Origin of the sequence: Arthrobacter sp. zg-Y769 (assembly GCF_020907405.1) — a bacterium.
GTDB lineage: Bacteria > Actinomycetota > Actinomycetes > Actinomycetales > Micrococcaceae > Arthrobacter_B.
The window spans coordinates 1-23,073 of sequence record NZ_JAJJOE010000008.1 but is presented as its reverse complement, the minus strand read 5'-3'; the positions used below and the strand labels follow the sequence as shown (position 1 = coordinate 23,073).

The window sequence follows — 23,073 nt, the reverse complement described above, 5'->3', positions numbered from 1 at the left end:
GTGCCCGTTAGAGTGGAAGGGTGATTGCCTGGAAATCTTCATCCCTGCCCTCCCTGCCCGGCAAGTCGGACGACGTCCGGCTCTATGACACGGCCGCGCAGGCCCTGGTGGCCGTGCGGCCCGCCGGCGAGGCGAGCATGTACGTCTGCGGGATCACCCCGTACGACGCCACCCACATGGGACACGCCTCCACCTACGTGGCGTTCGACCTGCTCAACCGCCAGTGGCGCGACGCCGGACACACCGTCCGCTACGTCCAGAACGTCACCGACGTCGACGATCCGCTGCTCGAGCGTGCCAACGCCACCGGAGCGGACTGGCGCGAACTGGCACAGGAGCAGACCCAGCTTTTCCGCGACGACATGGAAGCCCTGAACGTCCTGGCACCGGACCACTACATCGGTGCCGTCGAAGCCGTGGAGTGGATTGTCCCCGTGGTGGAGGACCTCATGGACCGCGGCCTGGCCTACCGGGTCCCCGGCACCGGCGAGGAGCCCGACGGCGACCTCTACTTCGACGTCGATGCGGCCTCCCGGCTGGCCGACGGCGATCCGGACGCCTGGTGGCTGGGGCAGGTCTCGCACCTGACCCGCGAACAGATGCTGCCGGTCTTCGCCGAACGCGGGGGAGACCCGCAGCGCCCCGGCAAACGCAACGCCCTGGACCCGCTGCTGTGGCGCGTGGCACGCACCGGCGAACCGTCCTGGGACGGCGGCCGCCTCGGCACCGGACGTCCGGGCTGGCATATCGAGTGCTCGGTCATTGCCCAGCGTTTCCTGCCCCGCCCCTTTACCGTCCAGGCCGGCGGCTCGGACCTGGTCTTCCCGCACCACGAAATGAGTGCCGGCCACGCCTTTGCCTGCGGCGGCACCCCGTTGGCTTCGCACTACGCCCATGCAGGCATGGTGGGACTCGACGGCGAGAAGATGAGCAAGTCGCTGGGCAACCTGGTCCTGGTTTCCAAACTGCGGGCCGAGGGAGTGGAACCGGCCGCCATCCGCCTGGTGCTGCTGTCCCACCACTACCGCACCGACTGGTTCTGGACCTCCGACCAGCTGGGCGCTGCAGAGGAACGCCTGGTTTCCTGGCGGCGTGCGCTGCAGTCCACCAACGACGAGGCCGCCGACGCGCTCCTGCAGCAGATCCGCGCTGCACTGGCGGATGACCTGGATGCTCCGGCCGCGCTGCGCGCCGTAGACGCCTGGGCCGGCGCGGCAGCTCTTCGTGGAACCCCGGGAACCCAGACCGGAGCCGAACTCGTCTGCGCCGCGCTGAACGCGCTGCTCGGCGTCCAGCTCTAGGGCTCGGTTCCGGCGCTCAGTCCCGGCGGCGGCGCTTCAGGTAGCGCTCAAACTCGCGGGCAATAGATTCGCCGCTGGCCTCGGGGAGGTCGGCGGTGTCCTTGGCCTCTTCGAGCTGGCGGACATACGCCGCAACCTCCGGGTCCTCCGTGGCGAGCTCATCGACGCCGCGTTCCCAGGCTTCGGCCTCTTCCGTCAGCAGATGGGTGTCCAGGGGTGCCTGGAGCAGCTCCTCGATGCGGTTCAGCAGAGCCAGCTGCGCCTTGGGTGAGGGCGCCTGCCCCACATAGTGCGGCACCGCGGCCCAAAGCGAAATGGAGGGAATGTCCGCCAGGCCGGCCATTTCGGACACAACGCCGACGATGCCGATGGGCCCCTCGTAGGAGGACGGCTCCAGGCCCAGGCTTTCCTGCAGGTCGGCCTCCTCGCAGGAAGCACTCACGGGAATGGGACGGGAATGCGGGACGTCCGCAAGCAGCGCCCCGGCCAGGACGATGCAGTCCACGTCGAGCTCCTTGGCCAGGGCAATAAGCTCGGCAGTGTAGGCACGCCACTTGTATGAGGGCTCGACTCCCGTAACGAAGATGACGTCCAGGTTGCTGTCCGGAACCTCGGCCCGGGAAATCCGCGTGGTGGGCCACTTGATCCGGTGGCCGCCGGAGGCCGTCCGTTTGAGGGACGGTCTGGTGAACTGGAAGTCGTAGTACTCGTCGGCGTCGATACTGGCTATTTTTTCGCTGTCCCAGTGCCTGCTCAGGAATTTCAGGGCGTCGGAGGCTGCTTCACCTGCGTCGTTCCACCCTTCGAACGCGGCCAGCATCACCGTGACGCGCTCGGGGGACGTCTCGTCGCCAAAAAATTCCTGGAGGCCTGTGGCTTCAAAGCCTTCGGTATTGCTCACCACTTCACACTAAGCCCCGTCCACCCCGCATGTCAGGAGCGGGTCACGCGCTTCGCGGAGAGCAAAAGAAACACCGGCTGCCACCGCCCCTTAGACTTAGGACATGCCCCTCCTCACCGCAGACGATTCTTCCCGCAGCCGATCAGACACAGCACTGCAGGCGGTTTTCTGGGACATGGACGGCACCATTGTCGATACCGAGCCGTACTGGATCGCCGCCGAGAAGGAGCTGACCTCCGCTTACGGCGTCGAATGGACGGATGCCCAGGCCGAGGCCATGGTGGGCCAGGCGCTGGAAACCAGTGCCGGAATGCTCCAGCAGGCAGGGGTTCCGCTGGCGACCCGGGAGATCATCGACCGGCTGATCGGGCAGGTCGCCGCGCAGGTCCGCCGCGAAGTGCCCTGGCGTCCGGGGGCCCGCGAGTTGCTGACCGAGCTGCAGGCAGCCGGCATCCCCTGTGCCCTGGTCACGATGTCCGAGCCGGTGCTGGCGCGGGAAATCATCCAGGCACTTCCCGCCGGGACATTCGGCGTTGTGGTGACCGGTGACATGGTCAGCCAAGGCAAGCCGGACCCGGAGCCGTACCAGCTGGCCTTCGACACGCTTGCCAAGTCGGTTCCGGATCTGGACAAGACCCGGGTGGTCGCCATTGAAGACTCCCTGCCCGGAGCTACTTCTGCGCAGGCGGCCGGCCTGGTGACGCTGACCGTACCGAACTTCGTTCCGTTGCCGCCGGGTGCCTTCGAGCATCAATGGGAGTCCCTCGCCGGCCGCGGAACAGACCAGCTGCGCCGGCTGCTTCCGGGGTCCGTCCTGGAGTCCGCCAGGTGAGCAGCAACGGTCCAGCCGGAACCGAACGCCGGGAAGGCATCCCGCTCGGCAGCATTGCCGGGGTACCGGTGACCCTCGCGTATTCGTGGTTCCTCATTGCGGCACTGATCGTGGCGGTGTTCGGGCCGCAGGTGCGCGAAGCCTTCCCGCAGCTGGGCGCCGGCGCCTTTGCCGTTGCCCTGGGCTATGCGATCCTGCTCCTGCTCTCGGTCCTGGCCCACGAGGCAGCGCACGCCCTGACCGCCCGGGCCTACCACTGGCCTACCTCCAGGATCGTCCTCACCCTGTGGGGCGGGCACACCCAGTTCGGGGACCTGCGCTCCACCCCGGGACGTTCCCTGCTTGTTGCCCTGGCCGGCCCGGCAGCCAATTTCCTGCTGGCGGCAGCCGGATTCGGTGTCCTGCAGCTCGTCCCCGAGGACAGTGTTGCGTGGCTGGTGACCTTCATTTTTGTTTCCGCCAACGCGCTGATAGGCATTTTCAATGTCCTGCCCGGGCTGCCGCTGGACGGCGGACGGATTGTGGAAAGCGCGGTCTGGAAGATCACCGGCTCGCAGGAACGCGGCACCGTTGCCGCCGGCTGGGCCGGACGCATTATCGCGGTCCTGCTCCTGGCAGCCGTCCTTGTTCCGCCCTACCTCCGCGGAGACGAGCCCTCACTGAGCCTTGTCCTGCTGTCCGCCCTGCTATGCAGCTTCCTCTGGATGGGAGCAGGGGCCGCCATCTCGAACGCCCGGGTGCGGCTGCGCCTGCCGCAGGTCAGTGCCGGAGCCCTGATGGAACCGGCGGTGTCCCTGCCCGGCGGAGCAGCCGTTGCCGAGGCGCTCCAGCTGGCCCGTGAGCATCCGGCAGCCGCGGTGGTTCTCACCGCCGCCACCGGCCAGCCGGAAGCCGTCGTGGACCGCGGGGCATTAGCCTCCGTTCCTGGCGAGCAGGTCCGCCAGGTGCTGGTAAGCGCAGTAGCCCGCCCGCTGGCGGCCGGTGCGTACGTTCCCGAAGCGGCAGCCGGACAGGAACTCGTCCAGTACCTGGCGAAACTGCAGGGCAGCGAATACGCCGTCATTGACCGCGACGGAAGGGTCACCGGCCTGCTGCGCCAGGACGCCGTCGTCGCCGCCGTCACCGGAAAAACCGTCCGCCCCGGCCGCTGACGCGCCTCCAGCTTTTACCGCCCGCCGGCTGAAGAACGCCGGCACCCACAATCCCGCAAGAGAACCAAAGGAATACCATGAACTCCGATAACCAGGAGCAGCCCACCGCTGCTGCACCCCACGGCGCCGAAATCCGCAGGGGACCGCTGCGGCCCGGGGAACGGGTCCAGCTGACCGATGAGAAGGGCCGCCGCAACACCATCACCCTCACGGAGGGCGGCGCCTTCCACACCCACCGCGGCTACCTGCAGCATGACACCGTTATCGGACTGCCCGAAGGATCCGTAGTCTCCAATACCGCGGGACACCAGTACCAGATCCTGCGCCCGCTGCTCTCTGACTTCGTTCTGTCCATGCCCCGCGGTGCCGCCGTTGTCTACCCCAAGGACGCCGCCCAGATTGTCACCATGGCGGACATCTACCCGGGTGCACGCGTGGTGGAAGCCGGCGTCGGATCCGGCGCCCTCAGCATTTCGCTGCTGCGCGCCGTCGGCGACAACGGCAGCCTGCACTCCTTTGAACGCCGCGAGGAATTTGCGCAGATCGCCCGCGGCAACGTGGAGACCTTCTTCGGCGGGCCGCACCCGGCCTGGAACATCTCCCTTGGGGACTTCCAGGATGAAGTGGTGAAAACGGAAAAGCCCGGCAGCGTGGACCGCGTGGTCCTGGACATGCTTGCCCCCTGGGAATGCACCGACGCCGTAGCCACCGTGCTCGCCCCGGGCGGAGTGTGGATTTCCTACGTGGCCACCGTTACCCAGCTCTCCCGCACCGCGGAAGCCATCCGCGCCGACGGGCGCTTCACCGAGCCGGACGGCTGGGAATCCATGGTCCGCGGCTGGCACCTCGAGGGCCTCGCCGTTCGTCCGGACCACCGCATGGTGGCCCACACCGGCTTCCTGCTGACCGCGCGCCGGCTTGCCGAAGGCGCAACCGGGCTCGTGGCCAAGCGCCGCGCTTCGAAAACCAACTTCAGCGAAGAGGACCTCAACGCCTGGACTCCCGCCGCCGTCGGTGAGCGCGAAGTCTCCGCCCACAAGCTGCGCCGCGCGGCTAAGGATGCGAGTTCCACCGTGCAGCGCGGAGCCCTCGAAAACGCCGAAAAATTCCAGCAGGAAACCGACACCCCATAGCGGGGGTAACCGGCTAAACACAAGACGCCGGACCCCGTGTATCTTCCGCAGCGCTGGGTTACTGTCATTGGACAGACCCAGAGCTACGTGAAGGCGGTCGGTATCATGGCTGAACCCGAAAACGCTGGACCCGGGACCGGGGGATCCCGCCCTGTGTCCGCAGCGGCTGCAGCAGGCACCGAAGCACGCCAGCTGAATGTCCTGCGGGACAAACTCCGTAATCTGGACCGGCAGCTCGCTGCCCTGACCCACAACAACGCGCGGCTCGTCACCATGCTGGAGACCGCGAAAGCCGAGATTATCCGGTTGAAGGACGCCCTGGAGAACGAGGGTGCGACGCCCTTCAGCTTCGGTACGGTGATCGGTGTGAACCGGCGCCGCGATGCGGAACCCGGTGTAACGACCATCGCGGCCGTGCAGGAAAGCCTGGACATCATCCAGTCCGGCCGCAAGCTCCGCGTTGCGGTTTCGCCCCTCCTGGACCTGGGACAGATAGTCCCGGGCCAGGAGGTGCTGCTGAACGAATCCCTGACCGTCATTGCCGCCCTCGGCTTTGAACGCGCGGGGGAACTGTTTACGGTGAAGGAGCTTCTGGATCCGGACCGGGTCCTGGTGATCGGACGGGCCGACGACGAACGCGTGGTCCGGCTCAACGGCCCCCTGGGCCGGGAAAAGGTCCGGGTGGGGGACGCCCTCACCGTCGACACCCGCATCGGCTACGCGCTGGAGAAGATTCCGCGCAGCGAAGTGGAGAACCTGGTCCTCGAAGAGGTTCCGGACATCTCCTACGCCGACATCGGCGGGCTCGGCCCCCAGATCGAGCAGATCCGGGACGCCGTCGAACTGCCGTTTATGCATCCGGACCTCTACCGCGAACACGGACTGAAGCCGCCAAAGGGCATCCTGCTCTACGGCCCTCCCGGCTGCGGCAAGACGCTCATTGCCAAGGCCGTGGCGCACGCCCTCGCGGCACGGGTGATGGAGCAGACCGGCACCCTCGGTGCCCGCAGCTACTTCCTGAACATCAAGGGCCCCGAACTTCTGGACAAGTACGTGGGGGAGACCGAGCGCCACATCCGGCTGATTTTCGGCCGTGCCCGGGAGAAGGCCTCCGACGGCAGCCCGGTGGTGGTGTTCTTCGACGAAATGGACTCGCTGTTCCGCACGCGCGGCACCGGGGTGTCCTCCGACGTCGAAACCACCATTGTTCCGCAGCTGCTCAGCGAGATCGACGGCGTCGAAAAGCTTGAGAACGTGATTGTCATCGGCGCCTCCAACCGGGAGGACATGATCGATCCGGCGATCCTGCGTCCGGGCCGGCTGGACGTGAAGATCAAGATCCAACGGCCCGACGCCGAAGGCGCTGCGGAAATCTTCGCGAAGTACCTCACTCCGGACCTGCCCCTGCACCGCGACGACCTGGCGGAACACGGCTACGATCCGGTGGAAACGGTCAGCGACATGGTCCGCCGCACAGTGGAGAAGATGTACGCCGAAGACAAGGCCAATGAATACCTGGAGGTCACCTACGCCAACGGCGACACCGAGATGCTCTACTTCAAGGATTTCAACTCCGGCGCCGTCATCCAGAACGTGGTGGACCGGGCCAAGAAATACGCCATCAAGGACCTGCTGCAGCTGCATCAGCGGGGCCTGCGCATCGAACACCTGATGCGCGCCGTCGTAGATGAATTCCGCGAGCATGAGGACATGCCCAACACCACCAATCCGGATGACTGGGCACGCATCTCGGGGAAGAAGGGCGAGCGGATCACCTACATCCGTACCATCGTCCAGGGCAAGGCCGGCCAGGAACCGGGCCGGACCATCGAAACGGCGGCCAACCCGGGACAGTATCTGTGACCGTCCGCCGTGTCATGGGGACGGAAACCGAGTACGGCGTGCTCGCACCGTCCCTGCCGTCCGCCAACGCCACCGTCCTCTCCAGCCAGATCATCAACGCGTACGCGGCCACGCTGCGGACCGGGGCGGGCAATCTGTCCGGCACCCGCTGGGACTACACCGACGAGGCGCCGCTGAACGATGCCCGCGGATTCGCGGTGCCCCGCGCCGCGGCGGATCCCACCCAGCTCACGGATGAACCTCCGGTGCTGGATGCCGAACAGATCGCCATGGAGGGCAGCGGCCCGGCTGCCCTCTACGGGGAGCAGACGCAGGATAACCCGGTGCTGATGAACATGGTCCTGGGGAACGGTGCGCGCCTGTACGTGGACCACGCCCATCCCGAGTACTCCTCCCCGGAAGTGACCCGTCCCCGTGACGCCGTGCTCTGGGACAAGGCGGGCGACGCCGTGGTGCTGGCCGCGATGCGGCACATCACCAGGATGCCCGGATTCGCACCGGTCAACCTGTACAAGAACAACACCGACAACAAGGGCGTCTCCTACGGCTCGCACGAAAACTACCTGGTTCCGCGCAGCGTCCCGTTCGGGGCACTGGTCAGCGGCCTCGTGCCGTTCTTCGTGTCCCGCCAGGTCATCGCGGGATCCGGCCGGGTGGGCATCGGCACCAACAACCAGCGCCAGGGGTTCCAGCTGAGCCAGCGGGCGGACTTCTTCGAAACGGAAGTAGGACTGGAAACCACCATCCGCCGGCCCATCATCAATACCCGGGACGAGCCGCACGCGGTGGCGGAAAAGTACCGGCGGCTGCACGTCATCATCGGGGACGCCAACCTCAGCGAGGTATCCGCCCTGCTCAAGATCGGCACCACCTCGCTCGTCCTGTCCATGATTGAAGCCGGTACCGCCCCCGCCGTCGAGCTCCGCGACCCGGTAGGAGCACTGCAGGCCATCAGCCACGACCCGTCGCTGGAACAGCTGGTGGAACTGACGGACGGCAGGATGGTCACCGGCTTGGACCTGCAGGAGATCTATTTCGAGGCAGCAGCCGCGCATTCCCGGGCCGGCGGCGGCACGGACGCGGATACCGAGGACATCCTCGCGCGCTGGTCCGCACTGCTGGGCACCTTGAAGCGCGACCCGCTTGAGGCCGCGGCTTCCGTGGACTGGGTGGCGAAACTGAAGCTGCTGCAGGCCTACCGCGAGCGCGACGGGCTGGCCTGGTCCGACGCCCGGCTGCATCTGGTGGATCTGCAGTACTCGGATATGCGCCCGGAGAAGGGACTCTATTACCGGCTGGCTGCCCGCGGGCAGATGGAACGGGTGCTTACCGACGAAGAGATTGTGCGTGCCGTCAGCTCCCCGCCGGACGACACGCGGGCCTACTTCCGCGGGAACTGCCTCAAGCGGTTCCCGAAGGAGGTCATCGGGGCAAGCTGGGACTCGATCATCTTCGAGCTTCCCTCCCGTCGGCGGCTCCAGCGGATCCCCACCCGCGAGCCGCTCCGCGGTACCCGGGCGCTGACCGAGGAACTGTTCAACGCATCTGCCGATGCGGAGGATTTTGTCACCAGACTCCTGACCGGTTCAGACGCCGCCGTGGCACCATAGGACTAGGATTCAACCCCCGGGCAAGAAAGGGCTAGGCATCATGGCAACCCAGGACCGCAAAACCACCGGAACGCATCCCGTCGAAGAAGAAGAAACCGAGGCCGTTACTCCCCCCGCAGCTGAGACCGAAGCCTCCGCCGAGACCGAGGGCGTAGACGACCTCCTGGATGAGATCGACGGCGTGCTGGAGAGCAACGCCGAAGAGTTTGTCCGCGGCTTCATCCAGAAGGGCGGTCAGTAACGGATGGCCCCCCGGGACCCCGCCGCCTCCATCCACCAAGCCCCGTCCTCTTCCTTTACCGACCACCTCTCCCGCCACCGCCCCGAACTGCTGCCGTCCTCCCGTTCCCTCGGACCGGCGTCGCACGGTTCGGCGGGCGAGCTGGCCCCGCAGGCCACCACCATCGTGTCGCTCACCTACGCAGGGGGAGTCCTGATGGCAGGTGACCGGCGTGCCACGATGGGCAACATGATCGCCAGCCGGCACATCAGGAAAGTCTTCCCCGCGGACAACTTCTCCGTACTCGGGATAGCCGGCACGGCCGGGCTCGCCCTGGACATGATCCGGTTGTTCCAGGTGGAACTGGAGCACTACGAAAAAATCGAAGGAACGCCCATGAGCCTGGACGGCAAGTCCAACCGGCTCGCGGCCATGGTGCGCTCCAATCTTCCGCTGGCGCTGCAGGGACTGGCCGTGGTCCCGCTCTTTGCCGGGTTCGACACCCAGCGGCGGGCGGGGCGGCTCTTTTCCTACGACGTCACCGGCGGCCGGTATGAGGAATACGAGCACCACAGCGTCGGCTCGGGGTCGGTGTTCGCACGCGGCGCCCTGAAGAAACTCTGGCAGCCCAACCTGGACGAGGAGGACGCGGTCCGGGTGGCCGTGGAGTCCCTTTACGACGCGGCCGACGACGATTCGGCCACCGGCGGCCCGGACATGGTGCGGCGGCTCTGGCCGGTGGTCTACGTGGTCAACAGTGCGGGCAACCGGGAGATCCCCGAGCGGGAACTGCAGGAGCTCTCCCGTGAACTCATCTCACGGCGCACAGCTGCCGGATTGGAGGCGTAGCCGTGACCCAGCAGTTCTACGTCTCACCCGAACAGCTGATGAAGGACCGGGCGGACTTCGCCCGGAAAGGCATAGCCAGGGGGCGGTCGGTGGTGGTGCTGACCTGCCGGGAAGGCATCGCGCTGGTCGCGGAGAATCCGTCACCGTCCCTCCACAAGCTCAGCGAGATCTACGACCGGATCGGTTTCGCCGCCGTCGGGAAATACAACGAGTTCGAGTCCCTGCGCCAGGCGGGCATCCGGTTCGCGGATGTGCGCGGCTACTCGTATTCCCGCGACGACGTCTCGGCCCGCGCCCTGGCCAGTGTCTACGCACAAAGCCTCGGGTCGGTCTTCACCACCGAGGGAAAACCGTTCGAAGTCGAGCTGGCCGTGGCCGAGGTGGGGGAGGACCCCTATTCGGACCGCTTGTACCGCCTGAACTTCGACGGCTCGATTGCGGATGAAAGCAACTACACCGTGATGGGCGGACAGGCCGAAATAGTCAATGAAGCCCTCAGCCGGACCTGGAACCAGGACGCGGATTTCGGCTCTGCCATCCGGACGGCGGTTTCGGCCCTTTCCGCCACACGGTCAGCGGACGGTTCCGGCAACGGACAGGGGCCCGAACCCCTGGGTGCCGGACTGCTGGAGGTAGCCGTCCTGGACCGGGACCCGCTGTCCTCCCGCGGCACCGTCAGGGCGTTCCGCAGGATAAACACCGTTGAGCTGGACCGTCTGCTGTCCAGCGCGGAAGGAGACTGATGGACCGCAGGATCTACGGGGTGGAAACGGAATTCGGCATCGCCTATTCCGGCCCCGATTCCCGTCCCCTTTCCCCCGAGGAAGTAGCCCGCTACCTCTTCCGCAAGGTTGTCAGCTGGGGCCGCTCATCAAATGTTTTCCTGACCAACGGCTCGCGTCTCTACCTCGACGTCGGGTCGCATCCGGAGTACGCCACCGCAGAGTGCGACGACCTGGCGCAGCTGGTGGCGCACGACCGGGCCGGCGAGCTCATCCTGGAGGACCTGGTGGGGGAAGCGGAGGACAGGTTGAAGGCCGAAGGCTTCAACGGCAGCGTCTACCTCTTCAAGAACAACACCGATTCCGCCGGCAACTCCTACGGCAGCCACGAAAACTACCTCATTCCGCGCCGGCTCGAGTTCTCCCGGCTGGCCGATGTCCTTATTCCGTTCCTGGTGACCCGCCAGCTGCTGGTCGGCGCGGGCAAGGTACTCAAGACACAATCCGGTTCCCTCTATGCGTTTTCCCAGCGGGCGGACCACATCTGGGAAGGCGTGTCCTCGGCCACCACCCGGTCCCGGCCGATCATCAACACCCGGGACGAGCCGCACGCCGACGCCGAACACTACCGCCGCCTGCACGTGATTGCAGGCGACTCCAACATGTCCGAGACCACCATGCTCCTCAAGGCCGGGTCCGTGGACCTGATGCTGCGGATGATCGAGGCCGGCGTGCTAATGCGGGACCTGCGGTTGGAAAACCCGATCCGCAGCATCCGGGAAACCTCCCATGACCTCTCCGGGCGGCAGCCGCTGAAACTGGCCAACGGTTCAACCATGACGCCGCTGGACCTTCAGCGCATCTACCTGCAGCGGGTCCAGGACTTCGTAGCAGCCAACGGGGAGCATAACCGGCACGTGGGCCGGGTGGTCGATTTGTGGCAGCGCACCCTGGACGCCATCGAATCCGGCGACCATTCCGGCATCGATACGGAGATCGACTGGGCCATCAAGAAGAAGCTGGTGGACCGGTACGGAGAGCGGCACGGACTCGAGATGTCGTCCTCCCGCCTGGCCCAGGTGGACCTGACCTACCATGACATCTCCCGGCGCCGCGGATTGTTCTATCTGCTGCAGGCACGCGGGGAAACGGCCCGCGTAGTGGAGGACAGCGACATCAAGGAAGCCGTGGACCAGCCGCCGCAGACTACCCGGGCGAAGCTCCGGGGCGACTTCGTGCGGCGCGCCAAGAACGCCAACCGCGACTTTACGGTGGACTGGGTACACCTCAAGCTCAATGACCGGGCCCAGCAGACGGTGTTGTGTAAGGACCCGTTCGCGTCCGTCGACGAGCGGGTCGAGGCGCTGCTGTCCACCCTCTGACCTGACCGCCGCCTCCGCGCGTACCTAGGCTTCATCCAGCCGGACCGGCTAGTCTGGGGCAGTTGCGGCCGCGCGGCGTAGACCTGCCCGGAAACACCGGCAGCCGCCAAGGGCCGCCCTGCTCACTGTCCACCACTGAAAGAAGTAGTGTGCGTAAAGTACTAGCCATCCTCCTGCCCTTCCTGCTGTTCCTCACCGCCTGCTCCGGCGGCGACGCCGGTTCCTCCGGCAAGGAAGCCGGCCAGGAAGGTGTATTTGATTCCGTAAAGGTCACAGTCAAGGACCAGGAAACACCCCCCGAAGTCGAGTTCGAGGCACCCCTGGACATCACTGAAGGCTCCGCCAAGGTAGTCCACACGGGCGACGGCGAACCCGTTGCCGAGGGGCAGAGCGTCAGCTTCAAGTTCGTGGCACTGAACGCCGAAGATGCCAGTGTCCTGGGCGACACATATGCCCGGGATGCCGTTTCACTTGCCGTAAACGATTCGCTCAAGGAGCAGGACCCGGCGCTGTACGAGGTTCTGCTCGGCACCAAGGTCGGCTCCCAGATTGCCTACGCCTTCCCTGATGCCCAGGACGCAGCCGGCAGCGGCGACCAGCCCACGCAGGTGATGATCCTGAACCTGCTGAGCGCCGAGGACACCGTCCCGACCCTTACGCCGGACGAAGCCGCTTCCCGGGACGCCGACGGCACCCTCCTGATGAGCAGTGAAGACGTCGAAGCCCTCGAGGCCGACGGAAAGCTGCCCGAAGTTTCCTTCGCCGAAGACGGAACCCCGTCCATCACCGTCCCGGAAGGCGCCGAGGAGCCGGAGCGCCTGGTCGTGAAGGTCCTTGAAGAAGGCGACGGTCCGGCGCTTGAATCCACCGGCACCGTCGTGGCGGACTACCTCGGCGTGAGCCTGCGGGACGGCACCACCTTTGATTCCAGCTACGAACGCGGCGAACCCGCCGAGTTCCCCCTGGGCAACGTTATTCCGGGCTGGACCTACGGGCTGGAAGGACAGAAGGCCGGCTCCAAGGTCCTGCTGGTCCTGCCGTCCGAACTGGCCTACGGCGATCCCGCCACCGGCACCAGCCCCGGAGGTCCGCTGGTCTTCGTCGTGGACATCAAGGAAGTCAAGTAGCCTTAACACCTGACCCAACAGACACAAGGAGCACCAATGTCATTCGGAAAGCGCGAATACGACCGCCAGAAGCCGGAAATCGATTTCCCGGCCCACGATGCGCCCACTGACCTCGTCATTGAGGACCTCGTGGTCGGCGACGGCCAGGAGGTCAAGGTCGGAGACACGGTTTCCACCCATTACGTGGGCGTAGCCTTCTCCACCGGCGAAGAGTTCGACGCGTCCTGGAACCGGGGCGCGCCCCTGGACTTCCGCGTGGGGGTCGGCCAGGTTATCCAGGGCTGGGACCAGGGCCTGCTGGGCATGAAGGTCGGCGGCCGCCGCCGGCTGGAAATCCCCTCCTCCATGGCCTACGGCGACCGGGGTGCCGGTTCCGCCGTGGCCCCGGGCGAGTCGCTGATCTTCGTAGTGGACCTGCTCGGCGTCCGCTGATCCGCACCTCCTGCAAAAGGGCGGGACCGCTGTCACTTAGGACGGCGGTTCCGCCCTTTCGCATGTCGCGGCCCGGAAGGAAGGTAGATTAGCTCCCGTGTCCGCCAAGAGAACCGAACGCCTGCTGAACCTCGTCATTGCGCTGCTGTCCACGCGCAGGGGCTTTACCAAGCACGAGTTGTTCGAAGAGATTGAACTGTACTCGGAAGCCTCCACCGCCGACGCGCGGGAGAAGCTCTTTGACCGGGACAAGGCGTTCCTGCGCGAGCAGGGGATCCCGGTGGAGTCCTACAGCGAAGAGACCCTGTTCGAGGACAACACCACCCAGCGCTACCGCATCCGGCAGGATGCCTACCGGCTTCCGGGCGTCCGGTTCACGCCCGAGGAATCCGCCGTCCTCACCCTGGCCGCCCGCATGTGGGACCAGGCTTCGCTGGGCTCGGCCGCCGCCCGCGCCCTGCGCAAGCTCTCCGCCCGGGGCGTGCTGCCCGACGACGCCGGCACCATCCCCCTCCAGCCCAGCATCCGCACCAACGATGCGCATTTCGATGAGATCTGGCGTGCGGCCACCACCCGCACACCGGTGACCTTCGGCTACCGCCCGGTCGGCAGCACGGTGCAGTCCGTCCGGCAGGTCCAGCCCTGGGGCATGGGCAGCCGCTTCGGACACTGGTACCTGGTGGGCTACGACCTGGACCGCGGAGCCGAACGGATCTTCCGGCTTTCACGCATGGAGGGCCCGGTCCGGCTGCGGCCCGGCACCTACACCGTCCCGGCAGGCTTTGACATCGACACCTCGCTCGCTTCCCTGGATGACGTGTATGTTCCGCAGCCGGCAGTGGTGGATGTACGCCCCGGCTCCGGGGCAGCCCTGCGCCAGCAGGCAGAATCCGTCGAAGCCGGCACTGCGGGCCGGGACCGGCTGCACCTGCGGGTCCGTGACCTGGACGCGCTGGCCGCGGACACCGCGGCACTGGGGGCAGCCGCCGTCGCCGTCGACCCGCCCGAATATGTGGACGCCGTACGCACCGCCCTTTCGCGTGCCCTGGCCACCCAGCGCGTGCCGCTGCCGGGCTTCGAACTGGCCGAGGCCCCCGCCCCGGCACGCCGCCCGGCCTCCGGGGCCCAGGACCACCTCACCCGCCTGCTGGACCTGGTGCCGTATGTGCTGGCGAACCAGGGCGCAGACATGGACGAGACCGCCGCTGCCTTCGGCGTCAGCAAGGAACAGCTGGGAAAGGACCTGGACCTATTGTTCGTGAGCGGGCCAAGGCATTACCCCAACGGACTGATGGACGTCAGCTTCGAGGACGACAGGATCTACATCGAGAACGCCGAGGACCTTTCCGAGCCGGTGCGCTTCGGCATGGACGAAGCCGCGGCGCTGATCGTGGGGCTGGACACGCTCTCGGCGCTGCCGGGCATCGGCGCGTCCGCCCCCGTAGCCAGCGCCCTGGAGAAGCTGACCGAGGCGGCAGGGGAGGCCGGCGGCGTCGGAACCGCGGTCGCGGCACGCCTGGACGATGCAGCCGGGGGCACCGTCCTGGCCGAACTCCAGCAGGCCATCACCGGCACGCGCCAGCTCGAACTGCGCTACCTGGTGCCGCGGCGCGACGAAGTGACCCTGCGCACCGTCGACCCGCGGCGGCTCTTCTCGGTGGACAACACCTGGTACCTGGAAGCGTGGTGCCACCGGGCGGAAGCCCCCCGCAATTTCCGCGTGGACCGCATCCACGGCGTGCGGGACACCGGTCCGGCACTGACCCATGCGCCGGAGCCCGGGGCCGCGTTCCCCGCCAGTCTTTTCACGCCGGGTCCGCTGGACCTGAGGGTAACGCTGGTCCTGGAACCCGCGGCCCTCTGGGTGGCGGAGGCCTACGACGCCGAGCGGCAGGCCCCGCTGCCGGACGGACGGACGGCTGTGGAACTGCGCACGGCGGATGCCGGCTGGATCCCGGCGTTCACGGCGCAGCTGGGCGGAGCCGCCGCAGTTGCAGCACCGGACGATCTGCGGCACGCCACCCTGGCCTGGCTGGAGGAGGCCGCCGGGAACTATCCCTCCGCCTAGCCCCCGGTCCGTCCGGGCAGGCAGACTCCACTATGCTGGGAGTATGCCTTGGTGGTCCTGGATACTCATTTGGTTTGCCCTAGCGGCAGGCGCCGCGGCCTTCTACGCCCTGATCGGCTACCGGCTCTTCCAAAGGTTCCTCGGGATTCTCCGGGAATTCGAAGCTGCCTCTGCGAAGCTGTCCTTCCAGCCGCGGGACACTGTTCCGTCCACCGTCCTGGAAGAGGAACCCGCCGGCATCTTCACGGAGCCGGCCGAGGCGCGCAGGGCCTACGACGCCGGCAAAACCGCCCGCCGCGAGGCCCGGCGCCAACGCCGCATCGAGCGCCGCATTGCCAAGGGGCAGCCGCGGGCGTGGCGGGATTTCCCGGAACTCTGACATAGAATATTCTCCAACGAAAGGACACCGCCATGAGGCTTGAAGGCTGGCAAATCATCGTCATTGTTGTACTGGCCATTCTGCTCTTCGGCGCTCCGAAGCTTCCGGGCTTGGCAAGGAGCCTGGGGCAGTCCCTTCGCATCTTCAAATCCGAGGTGCGCCAGATGAAGGATGAAAGCCCTTCATCAACTCCGGCTGCCACCGATCCGGTGGAGGGGAAGGTAGTGCACCCCGAGCCGCACACCAAGGCAGCCGAGCAGACGTTCTTCCCCGGGCAGACCCCGCCGTCCGGCACTCCGGGGGCTTCCCCGGATTCTGCGGGTAACCCGCCAACCAGCCGCTAGCAGCCGTGGCGCTGCGCAAAGGGCGCAAATCCAACCCCGAAGGGCGGATGGCCCTCAAAGAGCATCTGCGGGAGTTCCGCAACCGGCTCTTCAAATCCGGCGTCGCCGTCCTTCTGGGAACCGTTGGCGGGTTCTTCCTCTACCTGCCCGTTTTTGAGGCGCTGACCCGGCCGCTCCTGGATGCGGGCAACGCCGACGGCCGGTTCACCACCATCAACTTCGAAGGCGTCGCGACGCCCTTCGACCAGATGATCCAGGTCTCGGTCTTCATCGGCCTGCTGGTTTCGAGTCCGGTCTGGCTCTACCAGGCCTGGGCGTTCGTTACCCCGGGCCTGAAAAGCAAGGAGCGCCGTGCCGCCCTCGGCTTCCTGGCCGCCGCGGTGCCGCTGTTCATCGGCGGCGTTTACCTCGCCTGGCTGATCCTGCCCCAGGCGGTCCGGGTACTGACCGAGTTCACGCCCGAAGGCGGCTCGAACGTCATCACCGCATCGGTCTACCTGGCCTTCGTGCTGCGGCTCCTCCTGGCCTTCGGCATTGCGTTCCTGATCCCCGTGTTCCTGGTCGGATTGAACCTGGCCGGCCTGCTGTCGGGACGGACCATCATCAAGTACTGGCGGATCACGGTCTTCCTTATCTGCCTCTTTGCTGCCATGGCCGCCCCCGGCGCCGACGCGCTGAGCATGTTCTACCTGGCCGCGCCCCTGCTGGCGCTGTTCGCCCTGGCGGTGGGCATCTGCCTGATCAATGACCGCCGCCGCGCCCGGAAGCAGGCCGCCCGGGAAGCCGCCGTCGAGGCCGACGCCGACACGGCAACCCCTATCGACAAGCTGTAGGGCCCCGGGGTGCGCGTTCGCCCACCGATGATATGGCGTCCGGGGGCGGGCGCAGCGCATAGGCTGGATCCATGACTTCTCCTTCGGAGCGGTACCTTGCCGCAAAACAACGTTCCGAACATGCCAAGACGCAACTGGGGGTCTTCGAGCAGTCGCTGGGCTTCGAACTGGACGCGTTCCAGTCCGAGGCCTGCCGGTCCCTCGAAGCCGGCCGCGGCGTCCTGGTGGCCGCTCCCACGGGGGCCGGCAAGACGGTGGTGGGGGAGTTCGCCGTGTACCTGGCCCTGCAGCAGGGCCTGAAGGCCTTCTACACCACGCCCATCAAGGCGCTGAGCAACCAGAAGTACAGCGAGCTGGCCGCAGCCTACGGCAGCGACCGGGTGGGCCTGCTGACCGGTGACACCAGTATCAATCCGGACGCCGACGTCGTCGTCATGACCACCGAAGTGCTGCGGAACATGCTCTATTCCAACTCGGATACCCTCATGGACCTCGGTTACGTGGTGATGGACGAGGTGCATTACCTGGCGGACCGGTTCCGCGGGGCGGTGTGGGAGGAAGTCATTATCCATCTGCCGTCCGATGTCCTGGTTGTCTCGCTCAGCGCAACCGTGTCCAACGCGGAGGAATTCGGCGCCTGGCTGGATACTGTCCGCGGCGACACCGACGTCGTGGTCTCCGAACACCGGCCGGTTCCGCTCTGGCAGCACGTGATGGTGGGCCGCGACATCTTCGACCTGTTCGAATCCGATGTGTCCTTCGACGAGGCCGCCGATGAGCAGCCGGGCATCAAGGAACGCTACCGGGTCAACCCCGAACTGATGGAACTGGCGCGCGCCGAGTCCCGCGTCAGCCAGCGCGGCCACTGGGGCGGGCCGCGCGGTTCCTCCCGCGGCGGCCGCCGTGATTCCTCCCGCGGCGGACGTCCCGGCGGGCATGGCGGCCCGCCGATCACGCGCATCCAGCGGGCCTCCCGCCCCCAGGTCATCGCCCAGCTGGAGCGCAACGGCCTGCTGCCCGTCATCACGTTCATTTTCTCCCGCAACGGCTGCGAGGGCGCCGTCCGGCAGTGCGTGGACTCGGGGCTTTGGCTGACGGACGAAGACGAACGCCGGGAAATTGCCCGCGTGGTGGACGAAGCCACCCAGGACATCCCCGAAGAAGACCTTGAGGTTCTCGGCTTCTGGACCTGGCGCGAAGGCCTGGTGCGCGGTTTCGCCGCCCACCACGCCGGGATGCTGCCCACTTTCAAGGAAGTGGTGGAACGCCTGTTCGCCGCCGGGCTGGTGCGCGCGGTCTTCGCCACCGAAACCCTGGCCCTGGGCATCAACATGCCGGCGCGTTCGGTGGTGCTGGAAAAGCTGGACAAGTTCAACGGCGAAGCGCACGTCGACATCACCGCCGGTGAATACACCCAGCTGACCGGCCGTGCCGGACGCCGGGGGATCGACGTCGAGGGCCACGCCGTGGTCCTCTGGCAGCCGGGCACCGATCCGGCGGCCGTGGCGGGACTGGCGTCGCGGCGCACCTACCCGCTGAACTCCAGTTTCCGGCCCACCTACAACATGAGCATCAACCTGATTGCGCAGTTCGGGAGGGAACGGGCCCGGGAGATCCTCGAGTCCTCCTTCGCGCAGTTCCAGGCGGACCGCTCCGTCGTCGGCCTGGCGAAGCAGGTCCGGTCCCGTGAGGAATCTCTCGCCGGCTATGAGAAGGCAATGACCTGCCATCTCGGGGACTTCAACGAGTACGCCGCCCTGCGCCGGCAGCTCTCGGACCTGGAGACCGCTGCGTCCAAGACCAAAGCCCGGAACCGGCGCAGTTACGCCGCCGCGTCGTTGGAGAACCTGCGTCCGGGGGACATTGTCTTTCTTCCCGGCGGCCGGAACTCCGGCCACGCCGTCGTGCTGGACGTGGATGCCTCCGCCCGCGAGGTGCGGCCTGCGATCCTGACCGAGGACAAGCAGATCCGGCGCATCAGTGCCGCCGATCTCGATGACGCGCTTGAGCCGGTCTCGCACATCCGCATTCCGAAATCCTTCAACGCCCGCTCGCCCAAGGACCGGCGCGACCTGTCCTCCTCGCTGCGCAACGCCCTGCACGACCACCGGCCGCCGCGGCCGGCGTCGGCCCGCGCGAATGCCATGCTCACGGCGGGTGCGGAGCGGCAGGAGAAGGCGATCGCCGAGCTGCGCCGGAAGATGCGCGCGCACCCCTGCCACGGCTGCAGCGAACGTGAAGACCACGCCCGCTGGGCTGAGCGCTGGTGGAAGCTGCGCCGGGAAACCGACAACCTCGTGGGACAGATCCGGGGCCGCACCAACACCATTGCCAAGACCTTCGACCGGGTCTGCGAGGTGCTCACCCGCTACGGGTACGTTGCCCCGGATGAGTCCGGGCTGGACGCCGTAACACCCGCCGGACAGAAACTGCGGCGGATCTACGGCGAAAAGGACCTGCTCGTGGCCCTCTCCCTGGAAAACGGCGCCTTCGATGACCTCGACCCCGCCGAGCTGGCCTGCCTGGCCACCGCCCTGGTCTACCAGGCCAAACGCGAGGAACGCGGGCTGCGGCCCAAGATGCCGAGCATTTCCCTGGAATCGGCAGTGGACACCGTCATCCGCCAGTGGTCCGAACTCACCGATCTGGAAGAGGCGTCCCGGCTGCCGCAGACCGGGGAACCGGAACTCGGCCTGGTCTGGCCCATGTACAAGTGGGTCAAGGGCAAGCACCTGCGGGTCGCCCTGGACGGCACCGAACTGGCTGCGGGGGACTTCGTCCGCTGGGCCAAGCAGGTGATCGACCTGCTGGACCAGCTGGCCAAGGTCCCGGACCTGCCGCCCGGCATGCGCCGCCGCTTCCTGGACGCCATTTCCCTGGTGCGGCGCGGCGTCGTCGCCTACTCCAACGTCGGCGACTGATCCGCCGCCCCCAACCCGCAACGTCCTACAGAAAACAGGTGAGTCCTTGAACGGCAGTCCCATCCAGAGCGCCCGCACCCTGACGCTCTACCGCAACGGTTCGGTCTACAGCGCCGGCGATCCCTTTGCCACCGCAATGCTGGTCGACGGCGACACCGTCGCCTGGGTGGGCTCGGAGCAGGCCGCCACCTCCATCCAGGACAGCAAAATGGACGTGGTGGACCTGCAGGGCGCACTGGTGGCCCCCGGATTCGTGGACTCCCACGTCCATACCACCGAGCTGGGTATGTCCCTGGCCACGCTGGACCTGAGCGCATGCACCTCCCTTGAGGACCTGCTGGACACGGTCCGCCGGCACGCCTCCGAAACCTCCGGCCTGATCCTGGGTTCCAACTGGGACGAGTCACGCTGGCCGGAACGCCGCGCACCCACCGCTGCCGAGCTCGACGCCGCCTCGGGCAACCGGCCGGTCTACCTCTCCCGCTCCGACGTGCACTGTGCTGCAGTCTCCGGCACGCTGGCCGCCGAACTGCGGCTGCAGGAATACGACGGCTGGGACAACGGCTTCGTTGTCCGCGCCGCCCACGACGCCGCCCGCACGGTAGCGCGCGACGCCGATCCGGGCCAGCGCCGCGCGTTCCAGCTCGCGGCCCTGAAGCATGCGGCGTCCCGGGGCGTGGTGGCCGTTGCGGAAATGGCCGCACCCCACATTGCACCCCCGGAAGACCTGCGCGTGCTGCTGGGCCTGGACGGCCCCCTGCACGAGGAGGCACTTCCGCAGATCCTCCCGTACTGGGGCCAGCTGGTGGAAACCGAGGCCCAGGTGGCCGGGCTGGTGGACTTTTTCGAGGGCCGGCTCCTGGGACTGGCCGGAGACCTGAACATTGACGGATCCTTCGGTGCCCGGACCGCTGCACTGCGTGAGCCCTATACGGACCGGCCCGACACCACCGGAACCCTGTACCTGACCCCGGAGCAGGTGGGGCGGCACCTGGAACTGTTGACGAAGGCCGGGCTGCAGGGCGGCTTCCACGTTATCGGCGACGCAGGGATGGACACGGCACTGGCCGGGCTGCGCCTCGCTGCCGATGCGGTGGGGGAAGCCGCTGTCCGGGCAGCCCACCACCGGCTGGAGCACGCGGAGCTGACCGACGACGCCGCCATCGCCGAGCTGCTGCGCTTCGGCGTCAGCGTCAGCCTGCAGCCGGGCTTCGATGCTGCCTGGGGCCATCCCGGCGGTCTGTACGAACAGCGGCTGGGGGATAGGCGGGAGAGCATGAACCGCATGGCTTCGCTGCTCTCGGCCGGTGTGCCGGTGGCACTGGGCTCGGACACTCCCGTCCTCCCGCTGGACCCCTGGTCCGGGGTGCGTGCCGCCGTTTTCCATTCCAACCCGAAGGAGCGGGTCTCGGCGCGGGCTGCGTTTATCGGGCACACCCGGGCGGGCTGGCGTGCGGCCGGGGAGAGGAACTTCATGCGGGGCCAGCTGGCCGCCGGAGCGCCGGCGTCCTTCGCCGTCTGGGAAGTGCAGGAGCTGATGGTCCAGACCCCGGATGCCAACGTCTCTGCGTGGAGCACGGATCCGCGCGCCGGAACACCGCTGCTGCCCGCGCTGGACAACGGCGACGAGCCGCGCTGCCTGCGCACGGTCCATAACGGCCGGGAGCTCTACCGTGCTCCGGATCGGGCCTGAACGGCAAAACTACCTGCCTGACCCGGCTCGCCCGGCACTGCCCCTGACCTGCATGGACATGTAAACGTCCTAGTCAGGGGGCTTATTGACAGGTGCCCGCCAGCACGTAGGCTATGAGGAACGTAGTCGGGACCGGCTTTTTGAGGTATGCCGGGCGCTGTCCTGGATCTTTTTCCAGGCAGCGCTTCGGGCTGTCTCGCCGGGACTGTGCTGCCATGGCCCGCCCTACGCGCACCGGAGGAAATGCTCCCCGGGTGCCGGTCACCGGGTCCAGCATTACACAACCGGGTGGGTTCAACCGTCAGTAGAAAACAGGGCCGGCACTGCGCCGGAACTGGCCCGAAGACGGCTGGACCCGCCCGGTTGCGCTGCCTGGGGGCGCACTGAGCTGACCCGCGGCGCCGCATACTCCCATATACTGGATAGTCTGCCGGGGGAGTAACCCCGTCCCGGCCGCGAACACCGCGGCGTGCGTCCGCTGAAAGGCTTACCGAGTGCGTGTCCTGACCATCATCCCCACTTACAACGAGATCGAGTCGCTGCCCATCACCCTGAAGCGGCTGCGGGACGCAGTTCCCGATTCGGATGTACTGATTGCGGACGATAACAGCCCGGACGGCACCGGTGCCTACGCCGACGAGATCGCCGCGCAGGACCCGAAGGTGCACGTGCTGCACCGCAAGGGCAAGGAAGGGCTCGGGGCGGCCTACATCGCCGGCTTCCGCTGGGGCCTGGAACGCGGCTACGACATTCTGGTCGAAATGGATGCTGACGGCTCGCACCGCCCGGAGGAACTTCCCCGCCTGCTGGAAGCCTCCAAGGCAGGCGCGGACCTCGTCATCGGTTCCCGCTGGGTCACGGGTGGTTCCGTGGTCAACTGGCCGCTTCACCGCAAGCTGCTTTCCCGCGCCGGAAGCACCTATTCGCGGTTCATGCTGGGCATTCCCGTCCGCGACATCACCGCCGGCTACCGGGCCTTCCGCCGCGGCACCCTCGAGCAGCTGGACCTGGGCGCCGTCGAATCCGTAGGCTACGGCTTCCAGGTGGACATGACATTCCGTGTGGCACGCCAGGGCCTGTCGATCACCGAGGTGCCGATTACCTTCGTTGAGCGTGAACTCGGTGACTCCAAGATGAGCGGCAACATTGTGGTCGAGGCGATGGCGAACGTGACCCGCTGGGGGCTCACCGCCCGCTGGCAGAAGCTCACCGGACGCGGCTGAGTTAAACACAAAGCGGGGGGGGGGGGGGGGGGGGGGGGGCCCCGCCGGGTGGTGTGGGGGTGTTTTTGTTTGGTGGTTTTTTGTTTTTT

At 67.0% G+C, this 23,073-nt stretch carries 20 protein-coding genes; 19 read left to right on the top strand and 1 reads right to left on the bottom strand.

Annotated elements, in window-relative coordinates; translation table 11 throughout:
* Positions 1-20 precede the first annotated feature (20 nt).
* On the top strand, positions 21-1,301 hold the full coding sequence (gene mshC, locus LOC60_RS06750) for a cysteine--1-D-myo-inosityl 2-amino-2-deoxy-alpha-D-glucopyranoside ligase (protein ID WP_230023853.1): 1,281 nt from the start codon (positions 21-23) through the stop codon (positions 1,299-1,301).
* Between the two features lie 16 nt (positions 1,302-1,317).
* On the opposite strand, the gene LOC60_RS06745 is transcribed toward mshC, so the two are convergent.
* A complete protein-coding gene (locus tag LOC60_RS06745) occupies positions 1,318-2,202 on the bottom strand; it encodes a PAC2 family protein (RefSeq protein ID WP_230023850.1) in 885 nt (294 codons plus the stop codon).
* A gap of 103 nt (positions 2,203-2,305) precedes the next feature.
* Between LOC60_RS06745 and LOC60_RS06740 the strand changes: the two genes are divergently transcribed.
* From LOC60_RS06740 to LOC60_RS06655, 18 genes are all read left to right on the top strand, one after another.
* Positions 2,306-3,034 (top strand): HAD family hydrolase, encoded by a 729-nt coding sequence (locus LOC60_RS06740; RefSeq protein WP_230023849.1) that lies wholly within the window; start codon positions 2,306-2,308, stop codon positions 3,032-3,034.
* Positions 3,031-4,185 (top strand): site-2 protease family protein, encoded by a 1,155-nt coding sequence (locus LOC60_RS06735; RefSeq protein ID WP_230023847.1) that lies wholly within the window; start codon positions 3,031-3,033, stop codon positions 4,183-4,185. The genes LOC60_RS06740 and LOC60_RS06735 overlap by 4 nt, the downstream gene beginning before the upstream one ends.
* Positions 4,186-4,262: 77 nt before the next feature.
* Positions 4,263-5,318: a tRNA (adenine-N1)-methyltransferase gene (locus LOC60_RS06730; protein ID WP_230023845.1), complete on the top strand. Its 1,056-nt coding sequence runs from the start codon at positions 4,263-4,265 to the stop codon at positions 5,316-5,318.
* A 105-nt stretch (positions 5,319-5,423) separates the two neighbouring features.
* Entirely contained in the window at positions 5,424-7,181 is a 1,758-nt protein-coding gene (arc, locus tag LOC60_RS06725) for a proteasome ATPase (RefSeq protein WP_230023843.1), read from the top strand.
* A 14-nt stretch (positions 7,182-7,195) separates the two neighbouring features.
* Positions 7,196-8,791 (top strand): depupylase/deamidase Dop, encoded by a 1,596-nt coding sequence (gene dop, locus LOC60_RS06720; RefSeq protein WP_230024475.1) that lies wholly within the window; start codon positions 7,196-7,198, stop codon positions 8,789-8,791.
* A gap of 40 nt (positions 8,792-8,831) precedes the next feature.
* Positions 8,832-9,032: a ubiquitin-like protein Pup gene (locus LOC60_RS06715; protein ID WP_230023841.1), complete on the top strand. Its 201-nt coding sequence runs from the start codon at positions 8,832-8,834 to the stop codon at positions 9,030-9,032.
* Between the two features lie 3 nt (positions 9,033-9,035).
* A complete protein-coding gene (gene prcB / locus LOC60_RS06710; protein ID WP_230023834.1) occupies positions 9,036-9,860 on the top strand; it encodes a proteasome subunit beta in 825 nt (274 codons plus the stop codon).
* A 2-nt stretch (positions 9,861-9,862) separates the two neighbouring features.
* A complete protein-coding gene (prcA, locus tag LOC60_RS06705; RefSeq protein WP_230023832.1) occupies positions 9,863-10,603 on the top strand; it encodes a proteasome subunit alpha in 741 nt (246 codons plus the stop codon).
* Complete coding sequence (pafA, locus tag LOC60_RS06700) at positions 10,603-11,964, top strand: Pup--protein ligase (protein WP_230023829.1); 1,362 nt, start codon at positions 10,603-10,605, stop codon at positions 11,962-11,964. The genes prcA and pafA overlap by 1 nt, the downstream gene beginning before the upstream one ends.
* Before the next feature lie 149 nt (positions 11,965-12,113).
* Positions 12,114-13,091 carry an FKBP-type peptidyl-prolyl cis-trans isomerase gene (locus LOC60_RS16290; RefSeq protein ID WP_230023827.1) on the top strand — a complete coding sequence of 326 codons (978 nt, stop codon included), beginning with the start codon at positions 12,114-12,116 and terminating at the stop codon, positions 13,089-13,091.
* Positions 13,092-13,127: 36 nt separating this feature from the next.
* Positions 13,128-13,523 (top strand): FKBP-type peptidyl-prolyl cis-trans isomerase, encoded by a 396-nt coding sequence (locus LOC60_RS06690; protein WP_230023825.1) that lies wholly within the window; start codon positions 13,128-13,130, stop codon positions 13,521-13,523.
* 97 nt (positions 13,524-13,620) lie between these two features.
* Positions 13,621-15,591 (top strand): helix-turn-helix transcriptional regulator, encoded by a 1,971-nt coding sequence (locus LOC60_RS06685; protein ID WP_230023823.1) that lies wholly within the window; start codon positions 13,621-13,623, stop codon positions 15,589-15,591.
* Positions 15,592-15,634: 43 nt separating this feature from the next.
* Positions 15,635-15,970: a hypothetical protein gene (locus LOC60_RS06680; protein ID WP_230023801.1), complete on the top strand. Its 336-nt coding sequence runs from the start codon at positions 15,635-15,637 to the stop codon at positions 15,968-15,970.
* 32 nt (positions 15,971-16,002) lie between these two features.
* On the top strand, positions 16,003-16,314 hold the full coding sequence (gene tatA / locus LOC60_RS06675; RefSeq protein ID WP_230023799.1) for a Sec-independent protein translocase subunit TatA: 312 nt from the start codon (positions 16,003-16,005) through the stop codon (positions 16,312-16,314).
* A 5-nt stretch (positions 16,315-16,319) separates the two neighbouring features.
* On the top strand, positions 16,320-17,147 hold the full coding sequence (gene tatC / locus LOC60_RS06670; protein ID WP_230023797.1) for a twin-arginine translocase subunit TatC: 828 nt from the start codon (positions 16,320-16,322) through the stop codon (positions 17,145-17,147).
* 71 nt (positions 17,148-17,218) lie between these two features.
* Positions 17,219-20,068, top strand: a complete 2,850-nt coding sequence (locus tag LOC60_RS06665) for a DEAD/DEAH box helicase (RefSeq protein WP_230023795.1) — start codon at positions 17,219-17,221, stop codon at positions 20,066-20,068.
* 46 nt (positions 20,069-20,114) lie between these two features.
* Entirely contained in the window at positions 20,115-21,761 is a 1,647-nt protein-coding gene (locus LOC60_RS06660; RefSeq protein ID WP_230023793.1) for an amidohydrolase, read from the top strand.
* Between the two features lie 494 nt (positions 21,762-22,255).
* On the top strand, positions 22,256-22,984 hold the full coding sequence (locus tag LOC60_RS06655) for a polyprenol monophosphomannose synthase (RefSeq protein ID WP_230023791.1): 729 nt from the start codon (positions 22,256-22,258) through the stop codon (positions 22,982-22,984).
* Positions 22,985-23,073: the final 89 nt, after the last annotated feature.

Coding starts and splice junctions, on each gene's coding strand:
- LOC60_RS06740 (WP_230023849.1), top strand. CDS start 2,306: ATGCCCCTCCTCACCGCAGACGATTCTTCCCGCAGCCGATCAGACACA.
- dop (WP_230024475.1), top strand. CDS start 7,196: ATGGGGACGGAAACCGAGTACGGCGTGCTCGCACCGTCCCTGCCGTCC.
- pafA (WP_230023829.1), top strand. CDS start 10,603: ATGGACCGCAGGATCTACGGGGTGGAAACGGAATTCGGCATCGCCTAT.
- LOC60_RS06690 (WP_230023825.1), top strand. CDS start 13,128: ATGTCATTCGGAAAGCGCGAATACGACCGCCAGAAGCCGGAAATCGAT.
- LOC60_RS06665 (WP_230023795.1), top strand. CDS start 17,219: ATGACTTCTCCTTCGGAGCGGTACCTTGCCGCAAAACAACGTTCCGAA.
- prcB (WP_230023834.1), top strand. CDS start 9,036: ATGGCCCCCCGGGACCCCGCCGCCTCCATCCACCAAGCCCCGTCCTCT.
- LOC60_RS06680 (WP_230023801.1), top strand. CDS start 15,635: ATGCCTTGGTGGTCCTGGATACTCATTTGGTTTGCCCTAGCGGCAGGC.
- tatA (WP_230023799.1), top strand. CDS start 16,003: ATGAGGCTTGAAGGCTGGCAAATCATCGTCATTGTTGTACTGGCCATT.
- arc (WP_230023843.1), top strand. CDS start 5,424: ATGGCTGAACCCGAAAACGCTGGACCCGGGACCGGGGGATCCCGCCCT.
- LOC60_RS06730 (WP_230023845.1), top strand. CDS start 4,263: ATGAACTCCGATAACCAGGAGCAGCCCACCGCTGCTGCACCCCACGGC.
- LOC60_RS06715 (WP_230023841.1), top strand. CDS start 8,832: ATGGCAACCCAGGACCGCAAAACCACCGGAACGCATCCCGTCGAAGAA.